Source organism: Paenibacillus sp. RC84 (genome assembly GCF_041260495.1).
Classification (GTDB): Bacteria; Bacillota; Bacilli; order Paenibacillales; family NBRC-103111; genus Paenibacillus_F.
Window position 1 is genome coordinate 292,078 of the sequence record NZ_JBGBYL010000002.1, and the last position, 18,095, is coordinate 310,172.

Here is an 18,095-nt window from a genome sequence, read left to right on the forward strand (position 1 = left end):
CAAAACTTAAGCGGATAGCTGTCGGGAGAAACCATACATCCCTATCCTTTTTTTGCGGTCTTGATCCGGCGGTGAACGGGTGAGGAGGAACGACATGTTTGCACAAACAGTAACCATACAGAACGCGCAGGGTTTTCATGTCCGTCCGGCTCAGCTTTTTGCTGAAACAGCCGGCCAGTTTGGAGCAGAGGTGCACCTGAAGACCGGGGACGGACGCACAGCGGATTGCAAAAGCATGCTGGAGCTGATGACGCTCGGCATTGAAAAGGGAGCTGTCGTGACGATCGAAGCGAGCGGCGACGGAGAGAAGGAAGCCGTTGAAGCGCTGACGCAGCTTGTCGAAAGCAAGTTCGGTGAAGCCTAATGAAGGGGCTGCATATTCAGGGAATCGGCGTTTCGGAAGGAATCCGCATCGCGCAGGCATTCGTTTACCGCGCAGCGCACGAGAATGCTGGCGGAGCGTCTGCCGAATGGAAGCCTATTGCGGCTGATTCGGTGGTTGTCGAGGCTGAGCTTGCCAAGCTTAGAGAAGCCAAAGCCCGCTGCGCGGGCGAACTGGAACAGCTCACGGAGAAGGCGAAGGAAACCGTCGGTGAAGAGCAGGCCGGTATTTTGGCGGGCCAGCGGAAGCTGCTGGACGATCCGGCTTTCTATCCGAAGATGGAAGCCCGGATCCGGGAAAAGCTGGAGCCGGCTCCGCAGGCCGTCTCCGAAATCGTAAGTCAGGTCGCCTCCTGGTTCGAGGGCATGACCAACGACTATATGAAAGAGCGTGCCGCCGATATCCGCGATATCGGAAACCGCCTCTTGGCCTGCCTGTCGCCCGAAGAGAGAGCCGGTCTTGAGGGAATCACCGGCGAGGTGATCCTCGTGGCGGACGATCTTACGCCGTCCGACACCGTGCAGCTCGACCCGGCCAAGGTCGTCGGCTTTATCACCCGCACGGGCGGGGCGACCTCCCACACCGCCATTCTGGCGCGGTCGCTCGGCATCGCCGCCATCGTCGGCGCGGGCGCTGCCGTGGACGGCATCGACGACGGGGATACCCTCGTCGTCGACGGAGCCGCCGGGCTGTGCATCGCCCGGCCGGGAGAAGCCGAAGCGGAGCAGTACCGGCTCCGCATGGGGCAGGATCTCGAGCGCCGCAAGTCGCTCGAGGCGTACGCGGCCCGTCCCGCGGTAACCGCGGACGGTACGCGCGTGGAGCTCGCGGCGAACATCGGAACCGCCGCGGAAGCCGGGGCCGCCGCCGCACAGGGAGCGGACGGCGTGGGGCTCTACCGCACGGAGTTCCTGTTCATGAATTCCCCGTCTATGCCGGGGGAGGAAGAACAGTACCGTGCCTATCTGGAAGCGGCCCAACTGATGGAGGGCCGCCCCGTGATCATCCGCACGATGGATATCGGCGGAGATAAAGAGCTTCCGTATCTGCAACTGCCGAAGGAAGTGAACCCCTTCCTCGGTTACCGGGCGATACGGATCGGTCTCAGCCGCAAGGAGCTGCTGCTCACGCAGCTGCGGGCGGTTCTGCGGGCCAGCGCTTCCGGCAAGTTGAAGGTGATGTTCCCGATGATTTCCGGCCTGCAGGAATGGCGGCAGGCCAAAGAAATCCTGGCGGAAGCACAGGCGGAGCTGAGACAGGAAGGCGTCCCGTTCGACGAGGGCATGGAAGTCGGCATCATGGTCGAGATTCCTTCCGCGGCCGTGATGGCGGGCCAGTTCGCCCGGGAAGTGGACTTCTTCAGCATCGGGACGAACGACCTGGTCCAGTATACGCTGGCCGTAGACCGGATGAACGAGCACGTGGCGTACTTGTACGACTATTTCCATCCGGCCGTTCTCCAACTGATCCGCACCGTGATCGAAGCTTCGCACTCGGCCGGCAAGTGGACCGGCATGTGCGGCGGTATGGCGGGCGATCCGCTGGCCGCGCCGCTTCTGCTCGGTCTCGGACTGGACGAGTGGAGCATGGAGGCCGGCCGTCTCAGCCCGCTGAAGGAAGTACTCGCCGGACTGGACCGTCAGGAGTGCCGCGAGCTTGCGGAGCGGGTGCTGCTTCTGGATACGCCTCAGGCGGTGCGTCAGGCGCTTGAGGAGTTCTGCGGGATTAAAGCTGTTTAAATCCCGCCAGCTAAGTGGTTGGAAAACTGACGCTGATGCGAAGATTGAAGCCGATAGCGCGTTTAGCGGTTGAAGCGGAGGCTGCCTGCTCGCACCCCTGTGAAGCGGTATTTCCGCTCCGGAGGTTTCAAATTAAGCCTCCGATCAAGTTTCGGACGCAGGCACTCCCCGACAGAGATCGGCGCAAAACAAAACAACCCGGTTCCGTATAAAGCGGAACCGGGTTTTTCGTTTTGGCCATCAGGCAAGGGAGGGCGCAGTCTGCGTCAGACTTCCTTCCTGCACGGCTGCTCCATAAGCGGGGCGGCTGACGCCTTACACACCGCGCTTGCAGCTCCCCGCGTGCGGCGGGCATCGCATGGAGGCGGTCGCCGACAGCAGCCAAACCTGCTGCGTCCTGTGCGAGGAGGACGGAACGGCATCGTCCCTCTCTGCGGTGCGATGCTTTCGTCCACCGCCTGTTACCCCTCCTTATGCGCCGGGCAATACAGCTTCATCAGCCGGACGGTTTCCTCGTCCAGTTCTTTCCCGCGGTTTTCGAGCCCGGTCACCACGGCCTCGCGCTTGGCGCCTTTCATGTTCTGCCCGAACTTGAACTTGGCGGACAGGTCGTCCACGTCGATGCGGATGACGGCGACGCCGCGGATTTGGCTGACGTAGCCCGGATTTTCCAGGGAGAATGGCTCATAGCCTCCCTCGGGCTGAAGTTTTTCCATGAAGACGCCGAGCGCCTTCGCTTTTTCCTCCAAATCTTCCACGAGTACGGCATGACCTTTTATCACGACGGACTTAAAGAAAGCTGTCGCCGGGCAGGCGTACACGGGCTCCGTAAAATAAGAAGGAATGAGCGCGTACTCCTTGGCTATGGCGAACGTGACGAGAGGATTCCGGCCCAGGTCCGAAGTTTTTTCGCCGACTTTGCTTCCGTGGGCATAAATCGCGCCGTCCGCGTATACAAAATTAAGAGCTTTTAAATTCGGGTACCCGTCTTCGCCGGTCGTTCCCAGAATCCCGAATGTCATTTCGCTCATAAACTGCTCGATTTCCTGCCAGTCTTCCACACCGAATTCTTTTCTTCTCAAAGTCTCCACCCCTATGGTTGCCTGGTTGCGGCTGTTTTTTTCATCTTAGCGGGACGGTTGACTTTTCTAAAGAGCCACTTTACGCTATTTTTAGTGGACCAGTTGTGCAGCCGATCGCAAGTAAAAGGATAGGGTGTGGGTTGCACAGGATGATGTACGCGCGTTCAAAATGCTGTAAAACCATTTTAAGCAGGTATGTATTCACATGCAGCTTCCAAACAAAAGGCATGCGCCGGACAGGGGCTTCACCCTTTCGGCTAACCGAAACCAACCAGACATAATGGAGGTATTTTCTTATGTTAAAAGTCGCTCTGCTCAGTTTCTGGCACGTTCACGCCCTGGATTACGAGAAAGACGCCAACCAGCATCCGGGTACTCAAATTACCGCGATCTGGGATGAAGACCCGGCCAGAGGCCGTAAAGAAGCGGAAAACCGCGGAATTCCATTTTACGAAAACCTGGATGAGCTGCTTGCCGACGATGAAATCGACGGCATTATCGTGACGACCCCGACCCATCTTCACCGGGACGTTATGGTGGCGGCGGCCAAAGCGGGCAAGCATATCTTCACGGAAAAAGTCGTTGCCGCCACGAACAAAGAATGCGACGAGATTATGGACGCGGTCCGCGAAGCGGGAGTGGTCATGACGGTTTCGCTGCCGAGATTGAACGCTCCGTATACGTTGGCGATTCAGGACATTCTCGAACAGGGAATCCTCGGAAAACTGACGCTGGTCCGTACAAGACTGTCCCATAACGGCGGATTAAGCCGCGAAGAAGGGGGCGGCTGGCTTCCCGAGCGTTTCTTCGACGAATCCGCTGCGCAGGGAGGCGCCATGATCGACCTCGGCTGTCATCCGATGTACCTGACCCGCTTATTCCTGGGTATGCCGGAAAGCCTGACAGCGAATTACGGCAACGTGACGGGACGCTCCGCGGAAGATAACGCGGTAAGCGTACTGCGTTACCCGAACGGTGCCCTGGGCATCGTGGAAGCGGGCTTTGTGAACAGCCATTCTCCGTTCGTAATCGAGATTCACGGCACGCAGGGCAGCCTGCTGTACTCCCAGCACGACGGCAAGCTCCTGCTCCGTACACGGTCGCAGGAAGGGGAGGAGTGGCAGACGGTGACGGGTCTCCCGCAGGCGAAGCCCTCGGCTTTCGAGCAGTGGGTGGCGCATATCGAGTCTGGGACCCTGGCGGAGGAAAATCTGCTGCTGGCAGCGGACCTTACCCGCCTGATGGAAGCGTCCAACGCTTCGGCAGCGAGCGGCTGCGCCGTTAAGCTTTAAGAGAAGAGAATGAAGGCCCGCCCTCATGCGACGCTGCACTGCACGCCGGAACTGCATGCGGTGCTGTAAATGGGGGGCAGGCTGCCGACGGACGTTTTGGCAGTGTCTCCGCCTGCCTTCGGCAGAACTTGGGGGCGCTTTCCCGGCGCATCTCGTCGCCTGATCATTTCTTTCCGGCATCGCGCTGTATAAAGACGGAAAAGAAGCCGGTTAACCGGCTTCTTTTTTTGTGGCTTTCTGTGAGATCAGCTTTCATTAGCGTACCTTGTACCTTGTACCTTGTTCGGCTGCTTGTCCCGTCAACCGAAAGCGCAGCGATCCCGGCCGACCCTGTATCCGCCGGCTCGGCGATTCTCTAGGACAGCCCGCTAGTCAGCCGCCCCGTCCGCCGTGGCTGTTACCGCCCCGGCTTCCACTGCATTGCGCTTCAACTGACGTTCGATGCCGGCCCGGTCGATCTGGATCCAGTATTCGGCGATTTTGCCGTTCTCCACCCGGTACACCGCGCTCGCCAGCTCGATAACGGGCAGGCCGGTCGGCGGATAGCCGTCGACTTCACCGATGTGCTTTCCCGTCTGCTTCCAGCGTACGTACACCCGGTCGCCGGAGCCCAGGAGTTCCTGCACTTCCAGGGTGAAGGGGCCGTAGGCATCGAGCATTTCCTGCACGTGCTCCGCATAAACTTCGGGCGTGCGCTCGACCGTCGCTTCTTGCTCCGACTGGACCTGGTGGGCGAATACTTTACCGGCCATCAGCTCGGGAGCGGCCGCTAGTTTTTTCCCCGACCGCACTTCATCAAAAAAACGCTTGACCACTTCTTCCGGTCTCAAAGCTGTCATGATTCTTTTTCCTCGCTCTCCTTGGTTCATGTATCGGCTTGTTATGTCCGCTGCCGGTTGACCGAACAATTCGTCCCTGCGTCAGTCAGGTCCATTTTGCCGCCCAGAGCTTCATTTCTTTTAAAATCTTGTGTAAATCGCGGCCTTTCGGCGTCAGTGTATACTCCACCGTAACCGGCACAGTCGCGAAGGCTTTCCGTTCAAGCACGCCCTGTTTCTCCAGATGGCGGAGAATATTCGTCAGCGCGGTAGGGCTGATCGAAGCAATGCTCCGCTGAAGCTCCCCGAAGCGTCTCGTTCCGTCGAAAAGCTCCCGGATAACAAGAAACGCCCATTTTCCGCCGATTACATCGAGTGTCTTTTCGATAGAGCATTCGATGACGCAGGGCTCCTTCGGAATATAGCTGCTTGCCGCCGGTTCCGTCGGTATTTTCCCGGATTGAGCTGTCATGAAGGCGCTTCCCCCTTTAAAAAAATAAGTCCGCCGCAAGGCCGGAGCCCTGCTAAACAAAAGTGTAGCAGCTACAATTTTATGGGTATGATCAAAAAAAGATCACTACTGTTCATCATATAGAAAGTATTTTATGATGGCAATGGGAGGCGGCTTTTCCGCTTCGTGAAAACAGATTGGGGAGGTTTATGGAACATGCATTATCGCAGACTCGGACGGTCGGGCTTGAAGGTCAGTGAGATTAGCCTCGGAAGCTGGCTTACTTATGGAGGCTACGTCGAACGTGACAATGCGGTTCAATCGATCCGTAAAGCTTACGATTTGGGCGTTAACTTCTTCGATACCGCAAACGTTTACAAGCAGGGTGAAGCCGAGAAGGTGGTCGGCGACACTTTGAAGGAATATCCGCGCGAATCTTATGTGCTGGCGACAAAAGCTTTCTGGCCGATGGGCGAAGGACCGAACGACAGAGGCCTTTCCCGCAAGCATATCATGGAGCAGGCGCATGCCAGTCTGAAAAGACTGGGAACCGACTACGTCGACATTTATTACTGCCACCGGTACGATCCCGAGACGCCGCTGGAGGAAACGCTCCGCGCCCTTGACGATCTCGTTACCCAGGGCAAAGTGCTTTACATAGGGGTAAGCGAATGGACGGCGGCTCAAATGGCGGATGCGCTCGGTCTGGCCGAGAGATACCTGCTGGATAAAATCGTCGTCAACCAGCCGGTTTACAACATGTTCAACCGGTATATCGAGAAAGACATCATCCCTCTGGGCGAGGAAAAAGGAATCGGTCAAGTTGTATTCTCGCCGCTCGCGCAAGGACTCCTGACCGGCAAATACAAGTCGGCGGATGAAATCCCGGCCGACAGCCGCGCCGCCAAAGTCGAAACGATGCGCGGCGCCGTGACGGCAGAGAACATCGCGAAGGTGAAGCAGCTCGAAGGTATCGCGGCGGAGCTGGAGCTTACCGTGGGACAGCTGGCCCTTGCCTGGATTCTGCGCCAGCCGAACGTAGCGAGCGCTCTCGTAGGCGCAAGCCGTCCGGAGCAGGTGGAGCAGAATGTGAAGGCTGACGGCGTGAAGCTGGCGGCGGACGTGCTGGAGCGGATCGAGGCGGTTCTCTCGGGGAGCGAAGCGGCCGGGAAGTAACCGGTTCGGGACGGAGGCAAGCCCGCCTTAATGACGAGCAGCTTGGCAAAGACGCGGAGGAGCCGTTTGGTTCCCCGGGCCGGAATTGCGCAACGCAAACGCGATCCAAGAACTGAATCGCCGGCCGGGCGGGCGTCTCTTGCCATCCTTTCGGCCTCGCCCCCATGCGCGCCTGAACTCACATATCCCCACGGTTCCTAACCTTGGGACGCCTATAAACCAAACAGGCGCATAAAAATCACCGGTCATGGAACCGGTGATTTTGTTTTGCCGTCCGCCTACTGCGGGGAGCGGAGGGCATTTTCCACACGTTCCGCTTCCCGTGCGGGCTCCGTCGCCTTGCGTCCGTTAACGAAAGCGCAGACGGCGCCGAGAAGCAGAGCCAGGCAGCTGATTTTAAACACCAGGCCGAACGCGGCCGTCGTATGGGTATTCACCGTCGCCTGAAGCTGGGGGAGCAGGCCCTGCAGCTCCGCTTTGTCTTTGGCGAAGGCTTCCTTCACCCGCCCGGCCGCTTCGGGGGACGCGGCTTGGAGCTGTTCCCGCTCCTTGCGGTCCCACTGGTCGAGAAGGCCTCGCATCGCCCCTGAAGCGCCTCCCGCAGCCGCAGTCCCGCCGCTTCCGGCCTGCTGCAGAGCTTCGGCAAGTCCCGCCTTGCTTTCCGCAGACAGAGAGCTGCTTGCGATCCGTTCCGCCAGCTTCGTTTTGGCCGAAGCCATCTCCGTCCGCATGGATTGGGACAGCAGGGCGACGAGCACGGCGATGCCGAGCGCGCTTCCGATCGTCCTGGCCATGGTGCCGATGCCCATGGCGATGGTCGTTTTATCCGGCGGGGGAAGCAGGACGGTCGTTGCCGTCAAATTCGCGATCGCCATGCCGGTTCCCATCCCGGCAATCACCAGGCGCCAAATGTAATCCAGAGTCGTGGATTCCGTCGTGAGTCCCGCCAGCAGGTAAGTTCCGAGGCCAAGGAGGATCATTCCGGTGACCGAGAATATCCGCGGGCCCAGCTTGGCGGCGCCTTTGGCGGCAAGCACGGAGCAGATCATGGACGCGACGGCCAGGACGCTAATAATGAGTCCGGCGCGCAGCTCCGTCATGCCGATCACCTGCGTGAGGAAGAACGCGAGGATGAAGGTCGGGCCGGTCATGCCGATTCCGAGCAGGAACAGGCCGAGATTGCCGGACGGGAACCGTTTGATCCTGAAAAGAGACAGCGGCAGCATCGGTTCTTTTACACGGGATTCGATCCATAGGAACAGGAGAAGGGAAACCAGAGCCGCGGCGAAAAGGGACAAAATATAAGGAGAATCCCAGCCTTTCTCGTTCGCCTGCATAAAAGCGAGCGTCAAGGTCAGCGAAGCGGCCGATACCGTCAGCATACCGCCCCAGTCGAGCTTTCGCGTAGCCGTCGGATCGTAAGATTCCGCCAGGGAGGAGGCGGCCAGCACGAGAGCCAGGGCGCCGATCGGGATATTAATGTAGAAAATCCACTGCCAGTCGAGCTGGTACGAGAGGACACCGCCCAGGGCGGGTCCGCTTGCGGCCGCAAGGCCGGCCAAAGCGCCGGTAATGCCCATCATGACGGCTTTCTTTTCGGGAGGGAACAGGGCCAGCAGCAGAGGGGCGACCAGAGGGGTGATCAAGGCCGCGCCGATCCCTTGCAGAACACGGAAAAGGATGAGGGACGTGATGGATCCTGCCAGACCGCACAGAAGGGAACTCAAGGTGAAGAGGAACAAGCCGGTCATAAATGCTTTTTTACGGCCGAACTGGTCGGCGAGGCGGGAAGCGGCGAGCAGAAAAACGGCGAACGACAGGCTGTAGCCGTTCACGACCCAGGATATGCCGGCGGTGTCAGCGCCGTAAAACTCGCTCATCCGGGGAAGCGCGACATTGACGATACTCGTGTCGAGAATCGCCATAAAAAAACCGAGCAGAAGTGTAAGGATGGCGGGGATCTTGCGTGATTTTTGCATGGGTGGGAATCCTCCATAGATATAATTGACTGACTGTCAATCAGTCGATGAAAAAACTATATAACATTGACTGACTGACAGTCAATAGTTAAATTTAAAAGAAAGAGCCTCCTTCCCCGATTATTTTTCAACCCGAATCGGACAGGCAGGCATAAAGGCGGTGGAGAAGTTGGCACGTGTAACGAAAAGTCCGGAGGAACGCAAACAGGAACTTTTATCCGCTGCGGAGTCGCTGTTCCGGGTGAAGGGATACGAACGCACGGCGGTTAGCGATATCGTTAAACAGGTCGGGGTCGCTCAAGGGACCTTTTATTATTATTTTAAGTCGAAAGACGAACTGGCGGACACGATGATCCGGCGTATGCTGGATGAACACATGGGGCTTATTTCGTCCATTGCGGAAGACCCGGAGCTGTCCGGGCGGGAGAAGATCATCAAGGTCATGAAAGAAGATTTCGTTCAGCGGGGAGAAAATCTGGACAATCTGGATTATATGCACCATGAGAACAACGCGCTTCTTCATCAAAAAATGCTCGTGGAATCCGTCAAGGCTTACACGCCTTTCATTACGGGCATTATCGAGCAGGGGATCCGGGAGGGGAGCTTCCATACGAGCCATCCTCAGGAAGTGGTCGAGTTTTTTATGGTCGGTTTGTTTTTCCTCTACGATCCCGGCATTTTCGCCTGGACGGTGGAAGAAGTAGTGACGAAGCTTCAAGCCATCGGTGAAATTCTGGAAAAGCTGCTCGGAGCGGAGAAAGATTCGCTCGACATCTGGAAAGACCTTCCCGATATGCCTGTCATCATTCAGAAGGCGCTCAAAGTCGAAAAGGCATCGCGAGGAGAAAGCTCCCCGTCCTGATCCGTGTCCGGGACGTGTGTCTCGGACACGGACGAAAGTAAAGAGCTGACCGACGGCGGATTCTCCTTGCTGAGTGCAGTAAGCACAAGCCGGCATCCGTTTGTAATTCCGGCGGGGAAGAGACCTGCATGAGATCAAACGCCACAGACACTCTGATCACCAAGGGAAGCGCCGACGAGTACACCATAAACGGCATGAACCGCGTGAATAGCCTGAATCTACTCTGCCGTAAGCATTGCCCTGCGACCCGCAGCGCGAAAAGCCAGCCCGGAATTTTAACCGGGCTGGCTTCTTGTTTGCCGGGACAACCGGCGGATTATTCTTCGAACAATTTGGCGAGATTCTCCGCAAAAGGCGCGCGGACAATCCCTTTCTCCGTAATGATCGCCGTCACGTATTCGTTCGGCGTCACGTCGAAAGCGGGATTGTACACTTTGACGCCCTGCGGGGCGGTACGCTTGCCGAAGCCCTGCGTGATCTCTTCCTCGCCGCGCTCCTCGATCGGAATATCTTCCCCTGTCGGCGTGCTGAGGTCGATCGTGGACATCGGACACGCCACATAGAACGGGATGCCGTGGGCTTTGGCAAGCACGGCCACGCTGTACGTGCCGATCTTGTTGGCCACGTCGCCGTTGGCGGCCACGCGGTCGGTGCCGACGATGACGGCCTGCACCCAGTCCTTCTTCATGACCGCGCCGGCCATATTGTCGCAGATCAGCGTCACGTCGACGCCCGCCTGCTGAAGCTCGAACGCCGTCAGGCGCGCGCCCTGCAGGACCGGACGCGTCTCGTCGGCGTACACCTTCAGCGAGACGCCTTTCTCCTGGGCCAGGTAGAACGGCGCCAGCGCGGTGCCGTACTTCGCCGTCGCGAGTCCGCCGGCGTTGCAGTGCGTGAGGACGCCCATGCCGTCCTCGAACAGCTCCAGGGCGAACTCGCCGATACGGCGGTTCGTTTCTTCATCCTCAGCCTGGATCAGGATCGCCTCGGTGAGAACCGCCTGCTTCATTTCGCCGTGCGAAATGTCCATCTCGACAAGTTTCTGCGTCAGCCGCTTGAGCCGGTCGAGTGCCCAGAACAGATTGACGGCGGTCGGGCGCGAGGTGGCGAGATAGTCCGCCTGCTTGGCGACTTCTCCCGCCAGGCGCCGCCGGTTCGCTTCGCGCGAGATGGCCTCGTCTTCTTCGGCGTCGCGGATGCCGAGGAAGACCCCGTAAGCCGCCGCGATGCCGATCGCGGGCGCTCCGCGGACTTTCAGGTGGCGGATGGCTTCCCACACCTCGTGGGGCGTTTCCAGCGGCAGGTAGACGATTTCCTCGGGAAGCAGCCGCTGATCGAGAAGATCGAGCCGCTCTCCGTTCCAGCGGACGGACTGGATCCAGCCGCGCTGGCCTTCGCTTTGTACTCCGTTTTCGTTTGCAGTCATTAGCGGACTCCCTCCTTCGCGACGGCAGCCTCGCGGGCGGCCGCAATCAGTTCGTCGATCGAGCTTGCCTGACGGGCGCGCTTGATCAGGGTCGTGCCGATCGCAAGCGCAAGCCTCTGCGCCCGTTCGCGTGCCGCGGCGTCTTCGATTCCGTCAATGTCCGCCACGTGCGAGAGGCCGTAGATCCGGCGGACCATTTTGCAGCCGGCGAATCCGATCGTCTCCTGAAGAACGCGGTTCATGTACCAGTCCTGATAGGCGGGCGTTTCGGACATCGGATCGACGGTTTCGTTGTCCCACAGGGCGCGGAATTCACGCTCGAATACCGTCCACACTTCTTTCACGGTTTCCAGCAGGTACTCCCGGTAGTCCGTACGCTCGGCCTCGCCCGCGCTCCAGCCTTCCTGTCCTGCGTAATTCAGCAGCAGATTGGCCAGGACCGCACCGATATCAAAGCCCATCGGCCCGTAGTAGGCGAATTCGGGATCGATTACTTTCGTGGAATCTTCTTTGATGAAAATACTGCCCGTATGCAGATCGCCGTGAAGCAGAGCTTCGGCACGCGTAAGGAACGTATTGCGCAGAATGGCGACTTCCAGATGAAGTTCGCGGTCCTGCCAGATAGCATGAACGGCATCTTTCAAATGATCTTCGATGCTGTTATTTTCCGAATCGCGGTATGGATCGTCGAAAATAAGATCCTCCGTGATTTTGCACAACTCCGGATTAATGAACCGGCCGACCCGCTGTTTCTTCTCCTGCTGGTTCATTCCGAGATCCGACGAGAAAAACAGCGTGCGTGCCATAAACCGGCCGATATGTTTCGCGAAGAGCGGGTATTTGTTTTTCTCGATCAAGCCCTTGCGCATGATGACGTGGTCGCTCAAATCTTCCATAACCGTCAGCGCAAGTTCCTTCTCATACGCGAATACGTGAGGAACGAGGTCCGGGCACAGGGAACCTTGGAGCTGCAGGGCTTCGCTTTCGATCCGCGCGCGGTCCAGCGTAAGCGGCCACGATTCTCCTACGACTTTCGCGTAAGGCAGCGCCTGCTTCAGAATCAGGCTCCGTCCGGCCTTTTCATCCGAGATATGAAAAACAAGATTAAGATTGCCGTCCCCGATCTCACGGCTTGTCAGCACCGCGTCGGGCGCGAAAATGTTCGGCAGTCCTTTGGCATATGCAATCGCTTCCGCTTCCGTCAGCGCGTGGTAAGTCGTAGTCATTTGGCGTTCCTCCTGAGAAAGAATTAATAAGTGGCGGCTTGTACCGGGTTGTCCGTTAATTCCGACTTAAATACTAGTATAAAGGAAAACACCCCTGCATGAAACACAATTTTTAGGGCTCCGGTCCCTGGACACGGCTTACATAAAACGACTCCGTTCGGCCTACACTACCGGAAGATATCCCACATCAGGAGGTACGTCATGTCGATTGCGATCCGTTCCGCCCACAAAGTATTGAACAAACAAGTAGCCAACTGGACCGTGCTTTACGTCAAGCTCCACAATTATCATTGGTATGTAAAAGGAGATCAATTCTTCACGCTGCACGTGAAGTTCGAGGAGCTCTACAACGAAGCGGCAGGCTATGTCGATGAACTGGCCGAACGTCTGCTTGCGATCGGAGGCAAACCCGTCGCCACGCTCAAAGAGTGCCTGGAATTGTCCGGCATCGGGGAAGCCGCGGGGAGCGAGAAGCCGGATGCCATGGTGCGCGCCCTGCTGGCCGATTTTGATACCATCATAAGCGAATGCAAAACGGGCATGAAAGAAGCCGAGGAAGCCGGGGACGAAGGAACCGCCGATATGCTGCTTGGCATTACGCAGTCCCTGGAGAAGCACAGCTGGATGCTCGGTTCTTTCCTGAACGGCTGACGGAAGCGGGCGGTATGAACTTGCTGACCACAGCCGCAGTCATATGCCTTGCGATCCGGGCAAAATACCGATTACGGATGCCGGCCGGCGGCCTCTAACGAGGAGCGCCGGTTTTTTGCGGTTGCCTTTGCGAAAAATTTACCGTCGATTTACCAAGATTTTTGCCGGACGGGTTTGGCTTTTTGGGAAAACGCCTACTATAATAAGAGGGAGTGAGCCGAATAACGGGCAAGAGAGGTGTAAACGGTGACACATTCCCAAATGGCTTTGAAAGAATGGGCTTCGGCCGTACAGGTTTTGGAGCAGGGCGAGCAGATTCTCATCATGCGCAAAGGCGGCATTCGCGAAGAAACGCGGGATTTCCGCGTCGTTTCCGATGCTTTTTACCTGTATCCTACCTACGAGCATCAGAAGCCGCATCTCATCAAAGATTCCGCGCATCCGAGACTTCAAGAAACCTTGGACGGCTGGAATCCGGACGACAGGCAGGTGACGATTTCCTCCTGGGCCGAATTGGTCCGCGACATCGAAATAAGCGACGGGGAGACGCTGGATAAGCTGCAGCCTTTTCATATCTGGACCGAAACCTTTGCGGAGGAAAGATTGAAATGGAAGCGCAAGCAGCCCCTTCATGTCATGCTGCTCCGTGTGTATAAGCTGGACAAGCCGGTTACCTTGACCGTCGATCCTTCCTATGAAGGCTGCAAGTCCTGGATTGAGCTTCACGGGGAGCTGGAGTCCGCCGGCAGAACGCCGGTGTTGAGCGACGAAGCGTTCCGGGCGGCGGTGGAGAGAGTGGAGAAAGCTCTGGCGGCCGGCGGGCCGGTCAACGGGGCTTAGTCTCCATACAACCGGCCGTGTCCATACCTTCCCATCGACTGCCGCAGCCTGAACAGGCTTCCCGAGGCCAGGACGGAGTAGGTTTAGCATGGAATGACCAGGAATGAACAGGAGTTGTTCAAACCGGATTCTTTTTGCGGCAAGCCGGTTATTCTGGAAGGAATTACATAGTTTTATTCGCCGCACAATGAAAAAGCTCATATGACGGCGATTAAAGACGATAGACCGGGGAAAATGCCCTTTCTTGATTTAAGCAGGCGGCATAGACTATGATGAAGCTATTGAGAATCATTGATAATCATATTAGAATGATTATAAAGTGAAATTCATTGAAAAGTTGGAGGGTTAATTCACTATGGCAAACGCACCCGTATTCACAATAGAGGGTCTTAAGGCACAAATCGAAGGCAAAGAGATCCTGAAAGGCTTAAGCCTTGAAGTTAAAGGCGGAGAAATCCACGCCATCATGGGACCTAACGGTACCGGTAAAAGTACGCTGGCTTCCACGATCATGGGCCACCCTAAATATGAAGTGACCGATGGCTCCATCAGCCTGGACGGCGAAGACGTGCTGGAAATGGCCGTTGACGAAAGAGCGCGCGCAGGCCTGTTCCTGGCTATGCAGTATCCGAGCGAAATCGCCGGCGTAACGAATGCCGACTTCCTCCGCAGCGCGATCAACGCGCGCCGTGAAGAAGGCAGCGAAATTTCCCTGATCAAATTTATCCGCCAGATGGAAAGCAAAATGAAAGAACTCGAAATGAATCCGGAGTTCATGCACCGTTACCTGAACGAAGGTTTCTCCGGCGGCGAGAAGAAGCGGAATGAAATTCTGCAAATGCTGATGCTCGATCCGCGCATCGTTATTCTTGACGAGATCGACTCCGGTCTCGATATTGATGCCCTTCGCATCGTCGCTACAGGCGTTAACGCTATGCGCAGCGAAGACCGCGGCTTCCTGATCATTACCCACTACCAGCGCCTGCTGGATTATGTAACACCTGACTTCGTACACGTGATGATGCAGGGAAGAATCGTCAAATCCGGCGGTCCTGAGCTGGCGCAGCGTCTGGAGAAAGACGGCTATGACTGGATTAAAGAAGAGCTGGGCATCGTCGACGAAACAGTCGGCAATGACGACGAGCAAGAATTCCAAGTTCCTATGAACACAACCGCACCGAAATATAACTAATGGCCTGGGCTATATATTAGGAGGAAATAGATATGACGACACAAACCATTCTTCCCGTTGATTCCCAAGCCGTCGCCCAAGCGTCGAAAGCCAGACAGGAGCCGGAGTGGTTGACCGATCTGCGCGTGCAGGCGGCAAATCTGGCGGGATCTTTGGAACTGCCTAAATTGGAAAAAACGAGATTGGACCGTTGGGACCTGAGCTCTTTCGGTACGTACCGCGAGCCTCAAGCCCTTGCTTCCGTCAGCGAGCTGCCGGAGGAGGTTAAAACACTCGTCGGAGAGACGAACATTATCGTTCAACGGAACTCCGGAGCCGTATACCGGGCTCTGTCCGAAGAACTTGCCGGCCGCGGCGTTATCTTTACGGATCTTGAAACCGCGGTTCGCGAACACGGCGACCTGGTCCGGCCGTACCTCGGCAAAGCGGTCGAAGCGGGCGAAAACCTGCTGACGGCCGTGCATGCGGCAACGTGGACCGGCGGCGTATTCCTTTACGTTCCGAAGAACGTAAACGTGGAAATCCCGCTGCAGGCCTTGTTCCTGTCCGATGATTCGGCAGCGAGCTTCTCTCCGCACATCCTGATCGTAGCGGATACGAACAGCTCCGTCACTTACGTGGAGAACTTTACTTCCGTCGGTACCGGCGCTTCGCTTGTACAAAACGGGGTAACCGAAGTATTCGTGAAGCCGGGCGCGAACGTTCAATTCGCTTCGGTTCACAACCTGACGGAAGGCGTTACGGATCTGACTTACCGCCGCGCCGTTGTAGAGAACGACGGACGCGTGAACTGGGTCGTCGGCGAAATGAATCAAGGCAACTCCATGTCCGACACGACTTCGATCCTGAAGGGCAACGGCTCTTACTCGGATGCGAAAGTCATCTGCGTGGGAACGAACGACCAGAAGCTGAACTTGACGACACGCGCGGTTCACTTCGGTCTGAACTCCAGCAGCGACATGATTACGCGTGCCGTTATGAGAGACCAGGCTACCGCCATCATCAACGGCATCACGAAGATCGAGAAAGGCGCAACGGGCGCCAACGGCCAGCAGACGGAGCGCGTGCTCATGCTCAGCCCGAAAGCCCGCGGCGACGCCAATCCGATTCTTCTGATCGACGAAGATGACGTAAAAGCCGGTCACGCGGCGAGCGTGGGTCAAGTAAACCAGGACCAGGTTTACTACATGATGTCCCGCGGGATTTCCCGTGTGGAAGCCACTCGTCTCCTGATTTACGGCTTCCTGGCTCCGGTCGTATCGGAGATTCCGATCGCCAAGCTGGAAGAGCAGCTGCAAACTATGGTAGAGAGGAAGCTGGGGCAATGAAACCTTCGGAGATACGCGAACTGTTCCCCATTTTGAATCAGGAAGTGAACGGGCATCCGCTCGTTTATCTGGATAGCTCCGCGACTTCCCAGAAGCCGGTCCAAGTCATCGAGGCCCTGAAAAAGTATTACGAATGGGACAATTCGAACGTACACCGAGGCGTCCACACCCTGGGGTCCCGTGCCACAGACGCTTACGAAGGAGCGCGTGCGAAGGTCGTCCGTTTTATCAACGCCCGCTCCGAGCAGGAAATCATCTTCACACGCGGCACGACGACGGCGATCAATCTGGTTGCCAGCTCGTATGCCCGCTCCATCTGCGGAGAAGGCGACGAAATCGTTATCACGCCGATGGAACACCACAGCAATCTCATTCCATGGCAGCAGGTCGCGAAGGCGACCGGCGCCACGCTTAAATATATCCCGCTTCAAGCGGACGGTTCCATCGCCCTTGAAGATGTGGAAACAACCATTACGGACCGCACGAAATTCGTATCGGTCGTTCATCTTTCCAACGTCCTGGGCGTCCTGAACCCGGTGAAAGCCATCGCCGAGATCGCTCACCGTCACGGTGCCAAGATGCTGGTGGACGGCGCGCAGAGCGCCCCGCACCTGAAGGTGGATGTGCAGGATCTGGATTGCGACTTCTTCGCCTTCTCCGGCCATAAAATGTGTGGACCGACCGGAATCGGGGTATTGTATGGGAAGAAGGAACTGCTTGAAGCGATGGAGCCGATTGAATTCGGCGGCGAAATGATCGACCATGTGGATCTTTACGATTCCACGTGGAAGGAACTCCCTTGGAAATTCGAGGGGGGAACGCCGATTATCGCCGGCGCCGTCGGTCTTGGAGCGGCTATCGACTTCCTGGAGGAGATCGGTCTCGACGCGATCGCCGACCACGATGCCAGCTTGACTGCCTATGCGCTGGAGCGTATGCTTGAAGTTGAGGGTCTGAATGTTTACGGTCCGAGAAACAACCGCGTCGGGCTTGTCACCTTTAACCTCGGTGACGTTCATCCGCACGACGTGGCTACGGTGCTGGATGCCGAAGGTATCGCCGTTCGTGCCGGTCACCACTGCTGCCAGCCGCTGATGCGCTGGCTGGAACAATCGGCTACGGCACGCGCCAGCTTTTATTTATACAATACTGAAGATGACATCGACCGACTCGTCCAGGGCCTACTAAAAACAAAGGAGTATTTCGGTCATGCAATTGGATGATTTATACCGCAGAGTCATCATGGATCATTATAAAACGCCGAGAAACCGCGGGTCGTTCGACGATAACGAATCGGTTTCGATCAACTTGAATAACCCTACGTGCGGGGACCGGATCACTTTGCAGATGCAGGTAGAAGACGGAAAAGTCAAAGCCGCTAAGTATGTGGGCGAGGGATGCTCGATTTCGATGTCCTCGGCTTCGATGATGACGGATGCCGTCAAAGGCAAAACGCTCGAAGAAGCGCTCGAAATGGCAGAGAATTTCTCCAAGCTGATGAAGGGCGAAGACGTGGAATTCGAATACGAAGATATAGAGGCTTTGTCCGGTGTGAACAAGTTCCCGGCCCGTATCAAATGCGCCACACTCGCATGGAACGCGCTCCGCAAGGGAATCGAACAGACGAAGCAATCGTAATTAGCAGAATTAA

Annotated in this window: 17 protein-coding genes; 11 read left to right on the forward strand and 6 right to left on the reverse strand. The window is 57.0% G+C overall.

What is annotated here, in order from left to right; genetic code table 11:
* Positions 1-94 precede the first annotated feature (94 nt).
* Positions 95-364, forward strand: a complete 270-nt coding sequence (locus tag ABH899_RS05025; RefSeq protein ID WP_009671524.1) for an HPr family phosphocarrier protein — start codon at positions 95-97, stop codon at positions 362-364.
* Positions 364-2,121 (forward strand): phosphoenolpyruvate--protein phosphotransferase, encoded by a 1,758-nt coding sequence (ptsP, locus tag ABH899_RS05030; protein ID WP_369994523.1) that lies wholly within the window; start codon positions 364-366, stop codon positions 2,119-2,121. The genes ABH899_RS05025 and ptsP overlap by 1 nt, the downstream gene beginning before the upstream one ends.
* 461 nt (positions 2,122-2,582) lie before the next feature.
* Here the strand turns inward: ptsP and ABH899_RS05035 are convergent, their stop codons facing one another.
* A complete protein-coding gene (locus ABH899_RS05035; RefSeq protein ID WP_369994525.1) occupies positions 2,583-3,203 on the reverse strand; it encodes a pyridoxamine 5'-phosphate oxidase family protein in 621 nt (206 codons plus the stop codon).
* A 296-nt stretch (positions 3,204-3,499) separates the two neighbouring features.
* Between ABH899_RS05035 and ABH899_RS05040 the strand changes: the two genes are divergently transcribed.
* Positions 3,500-4,495, forward strand: coding sequence for a Gfo/Idh/MocA family protein (locus ABH899_RS05040; RefSeq protein WP_369994528.1), 996 nt, complete (start codon positions 3,500-3,502; stop codon positions 4,493-4,495).
* A 368-nt stretch (positions 4,496-4,863) separates the two neighbouring features.
* On the opposite strand, the gene ABH899_RS05045 is transcribed toward ABH899_RS05040, so the two are convergent.
* Together ABH899_RS05045 and ABH899_RS05050 are read right to left on the reverse strand one after the other, a co-directional pair.
* Positions 4,864-5,325: an ester cyclase gene (locus ABH899_RS05045; RefSeq protein ID WP_218229670.1), complete on the reverse strand. Its 462-nt coding sequence runs from the start codon at positions 5,323-5,325 to the stop codon at positions 4,864-4,866.
* A 94-nt stretch (positions 5,326-5,419) separates the two neighbouring features.
* Positions 5,420-5,785 carry a winged helix-turn-helix transcriptional regulator gene (locus ABH899_RS05050; RefSeq protein WP_218229221.1) on the reverse strand — a complete coding sequence of 122 codons (366 nt, stop codon included), beginning with the start codon at positions 5,783-5,785 and terminating at the stop codon, positions 5,420-5,422.
* 195 nt (positions 5,786-5,980) lie between these two features.
* Between ABH899_RS05050 and ABH899_RS05055 the strand changes: the two genes are divergently transcribed.
* Positions 5,981-6,940: an aldo/keto reductase family protein gene (locus tag ABH899_RS05055; RefSeq protein WP_369994532.1), complete on the forward strand. Its 960-nt coding sequence runs from the start codon at positions 5,981-5,983 to the stop codon at positions 6,938-6,940.
* Positions 6,941-7,218: 278 nt separating this feature from the next.
* On the opposite strand, the gene ABH899_RS05060 is transcribed toward ABH899_RS05055, so the two are convergent.
* The gene (locus tag ABH899_RS05060; protein WP_369994534.1) at positions 7,219-8,919 is read right to left on the reverse strand and encodes a DHA2 family efflux MFS transporter permease subunit; all 1,701 of its coding nucleotides are present in this window, start codon (positions 8,917-8,919) and stop codon (positions 7,219-7,221) included.
* 160 nt (positions 8,920-9,079) lie between these two features.
* Between ABH899_RS05060 and ABH899_RS05065 the strand changes: the two genes are divergently transcribed.
* The gene (locus tag ABH899_RS05065; protein ID WP_218229224.1) at positions 9,080-9,781 is read left to right on the forward strand and encodes a TetR/AcrR family transcriptional regulator; all 702 of its coding nucleotides are present in this window, start codon (positions 9,080-9,082) and stop codon (positions 9,779-9,781) included.
* A 316-nt stretch (positions 9,782-10,097) separates the two neighbouring features.
* On the opposite strand, the gene mtnA is transcribed toward ABH899_RS05065, so the two are convergent.
* Together mtnA and mtnK are read right to left on the reverse strand one after the other, a co-directional pair.
* Positions 10,098-11,207, reverse strand: coding sequence for an S-methyl-5-thioribose-1-phosphate isomerase (gene mtnA, locus ABH899_RS05070; RefSeq protein WP_369994537.1), 1,110 nt, complete (start codon positions 11,205-11,207; stop codon positions 10,098-10,100).
* On the reverse strand, positions 11,207-12,433 hold the full coding sequence (mtnK, locus tag ABH899_RS05075; protein ID WP_369994539.1) for an S-methyl-5-thioribose kinase: 1,227 nt from the start codon (positions 12,431-12,433) through the stop codon (positions 11,207-11,209). Before mtnK ends, mtnA begins: the two co-directional genes overlap by 1 nt.
* A 201-nt stretch (positions 12,434-12,634) precedes the next feature.
* Between mtnK and ABH899_RS05080 the strand changes: the two genes are divergently transcribed.
* From ABH899_RS05080 to sufU, 6 genes are all read left to right on the forward strand, one after another.
* Positions 12,635-13,084, forward strand: coding sequence for a Dps family protein (locus tag ABH899_RS05080; protein WP_218229226.1), 450 nt, complete (start codon positions 12,635-12,637; stop codon positions 13,082-13,084).
* A 246-nt stretch (positions 13,085-13,330) separates the two neighbouring features.
* Positions 13,331-13,924, forward strand: coding sequence for a DUF1802 family protein (locus ABH899_RS05085; RefSeq protein WP_369994542.1), 594 nt, complete (start codon positions 13,331-13,333; stop codon positions 13,922-13,924).
* A gap of 355 nt (positions 13,925-14,279) precedes the next feature.
* The gene (sufC, locus tag ABH899_RS05090) at positions 14,280-15,116 is read left to right on the forward strand and encodes a Fe-S cluster assembly ATPase SufC (protein WP_042229035.1); all 837 of its coding nucleotides are present in this window, start codon (positions 14,280-14,282) and stop codon (positions 15,114-15,116) included.
* Positions 15,117-15,148: 32 nt separating this feature from the next.
* Positions 15,149-16,444: a Fe-S cluster assembly protein SufD gene (gene sufD / locus ABH899_RS05095; RefSeq protein ID WP_218229227.1), complete on the forward strand. Its 1,296-nt coding sequence runs from the start codon at positions 15,149-15,151 to the stop codon at positions 16,442-16,444.
* Positions 16,441-17,667: a cysteine desulfurase gene (locus tag ABH899_RS05100; protein ID WP_009671498.1), complete on the forward strand. Its 1,227-nt coding sequence runs from the start codon at positions 16,441-16,443 to the stop codon at positions 17,665-17,667. The genes sufD and ABH899_RS05100 overlap by 4 nt, the downstream gene beginning before the upstream one ends.
* A complete protein-coding gene (gene sufU, locus ABH899_RS05105; RefSeq protein WP_009671527.1) occupies positions 17,654-18,082 on the forward strand; it encodes a Fe-S cluster assembly sulfur transfer protein SufU in 429 nt (142 codons plus the stop codon). Before ABH899_RS05100 ends, sufU begins: the two co-directional genes overlap by 14 nt.
* The last annotated feature ends 13 nt before the right edge of the window (positions 18,083-18,095 follow it).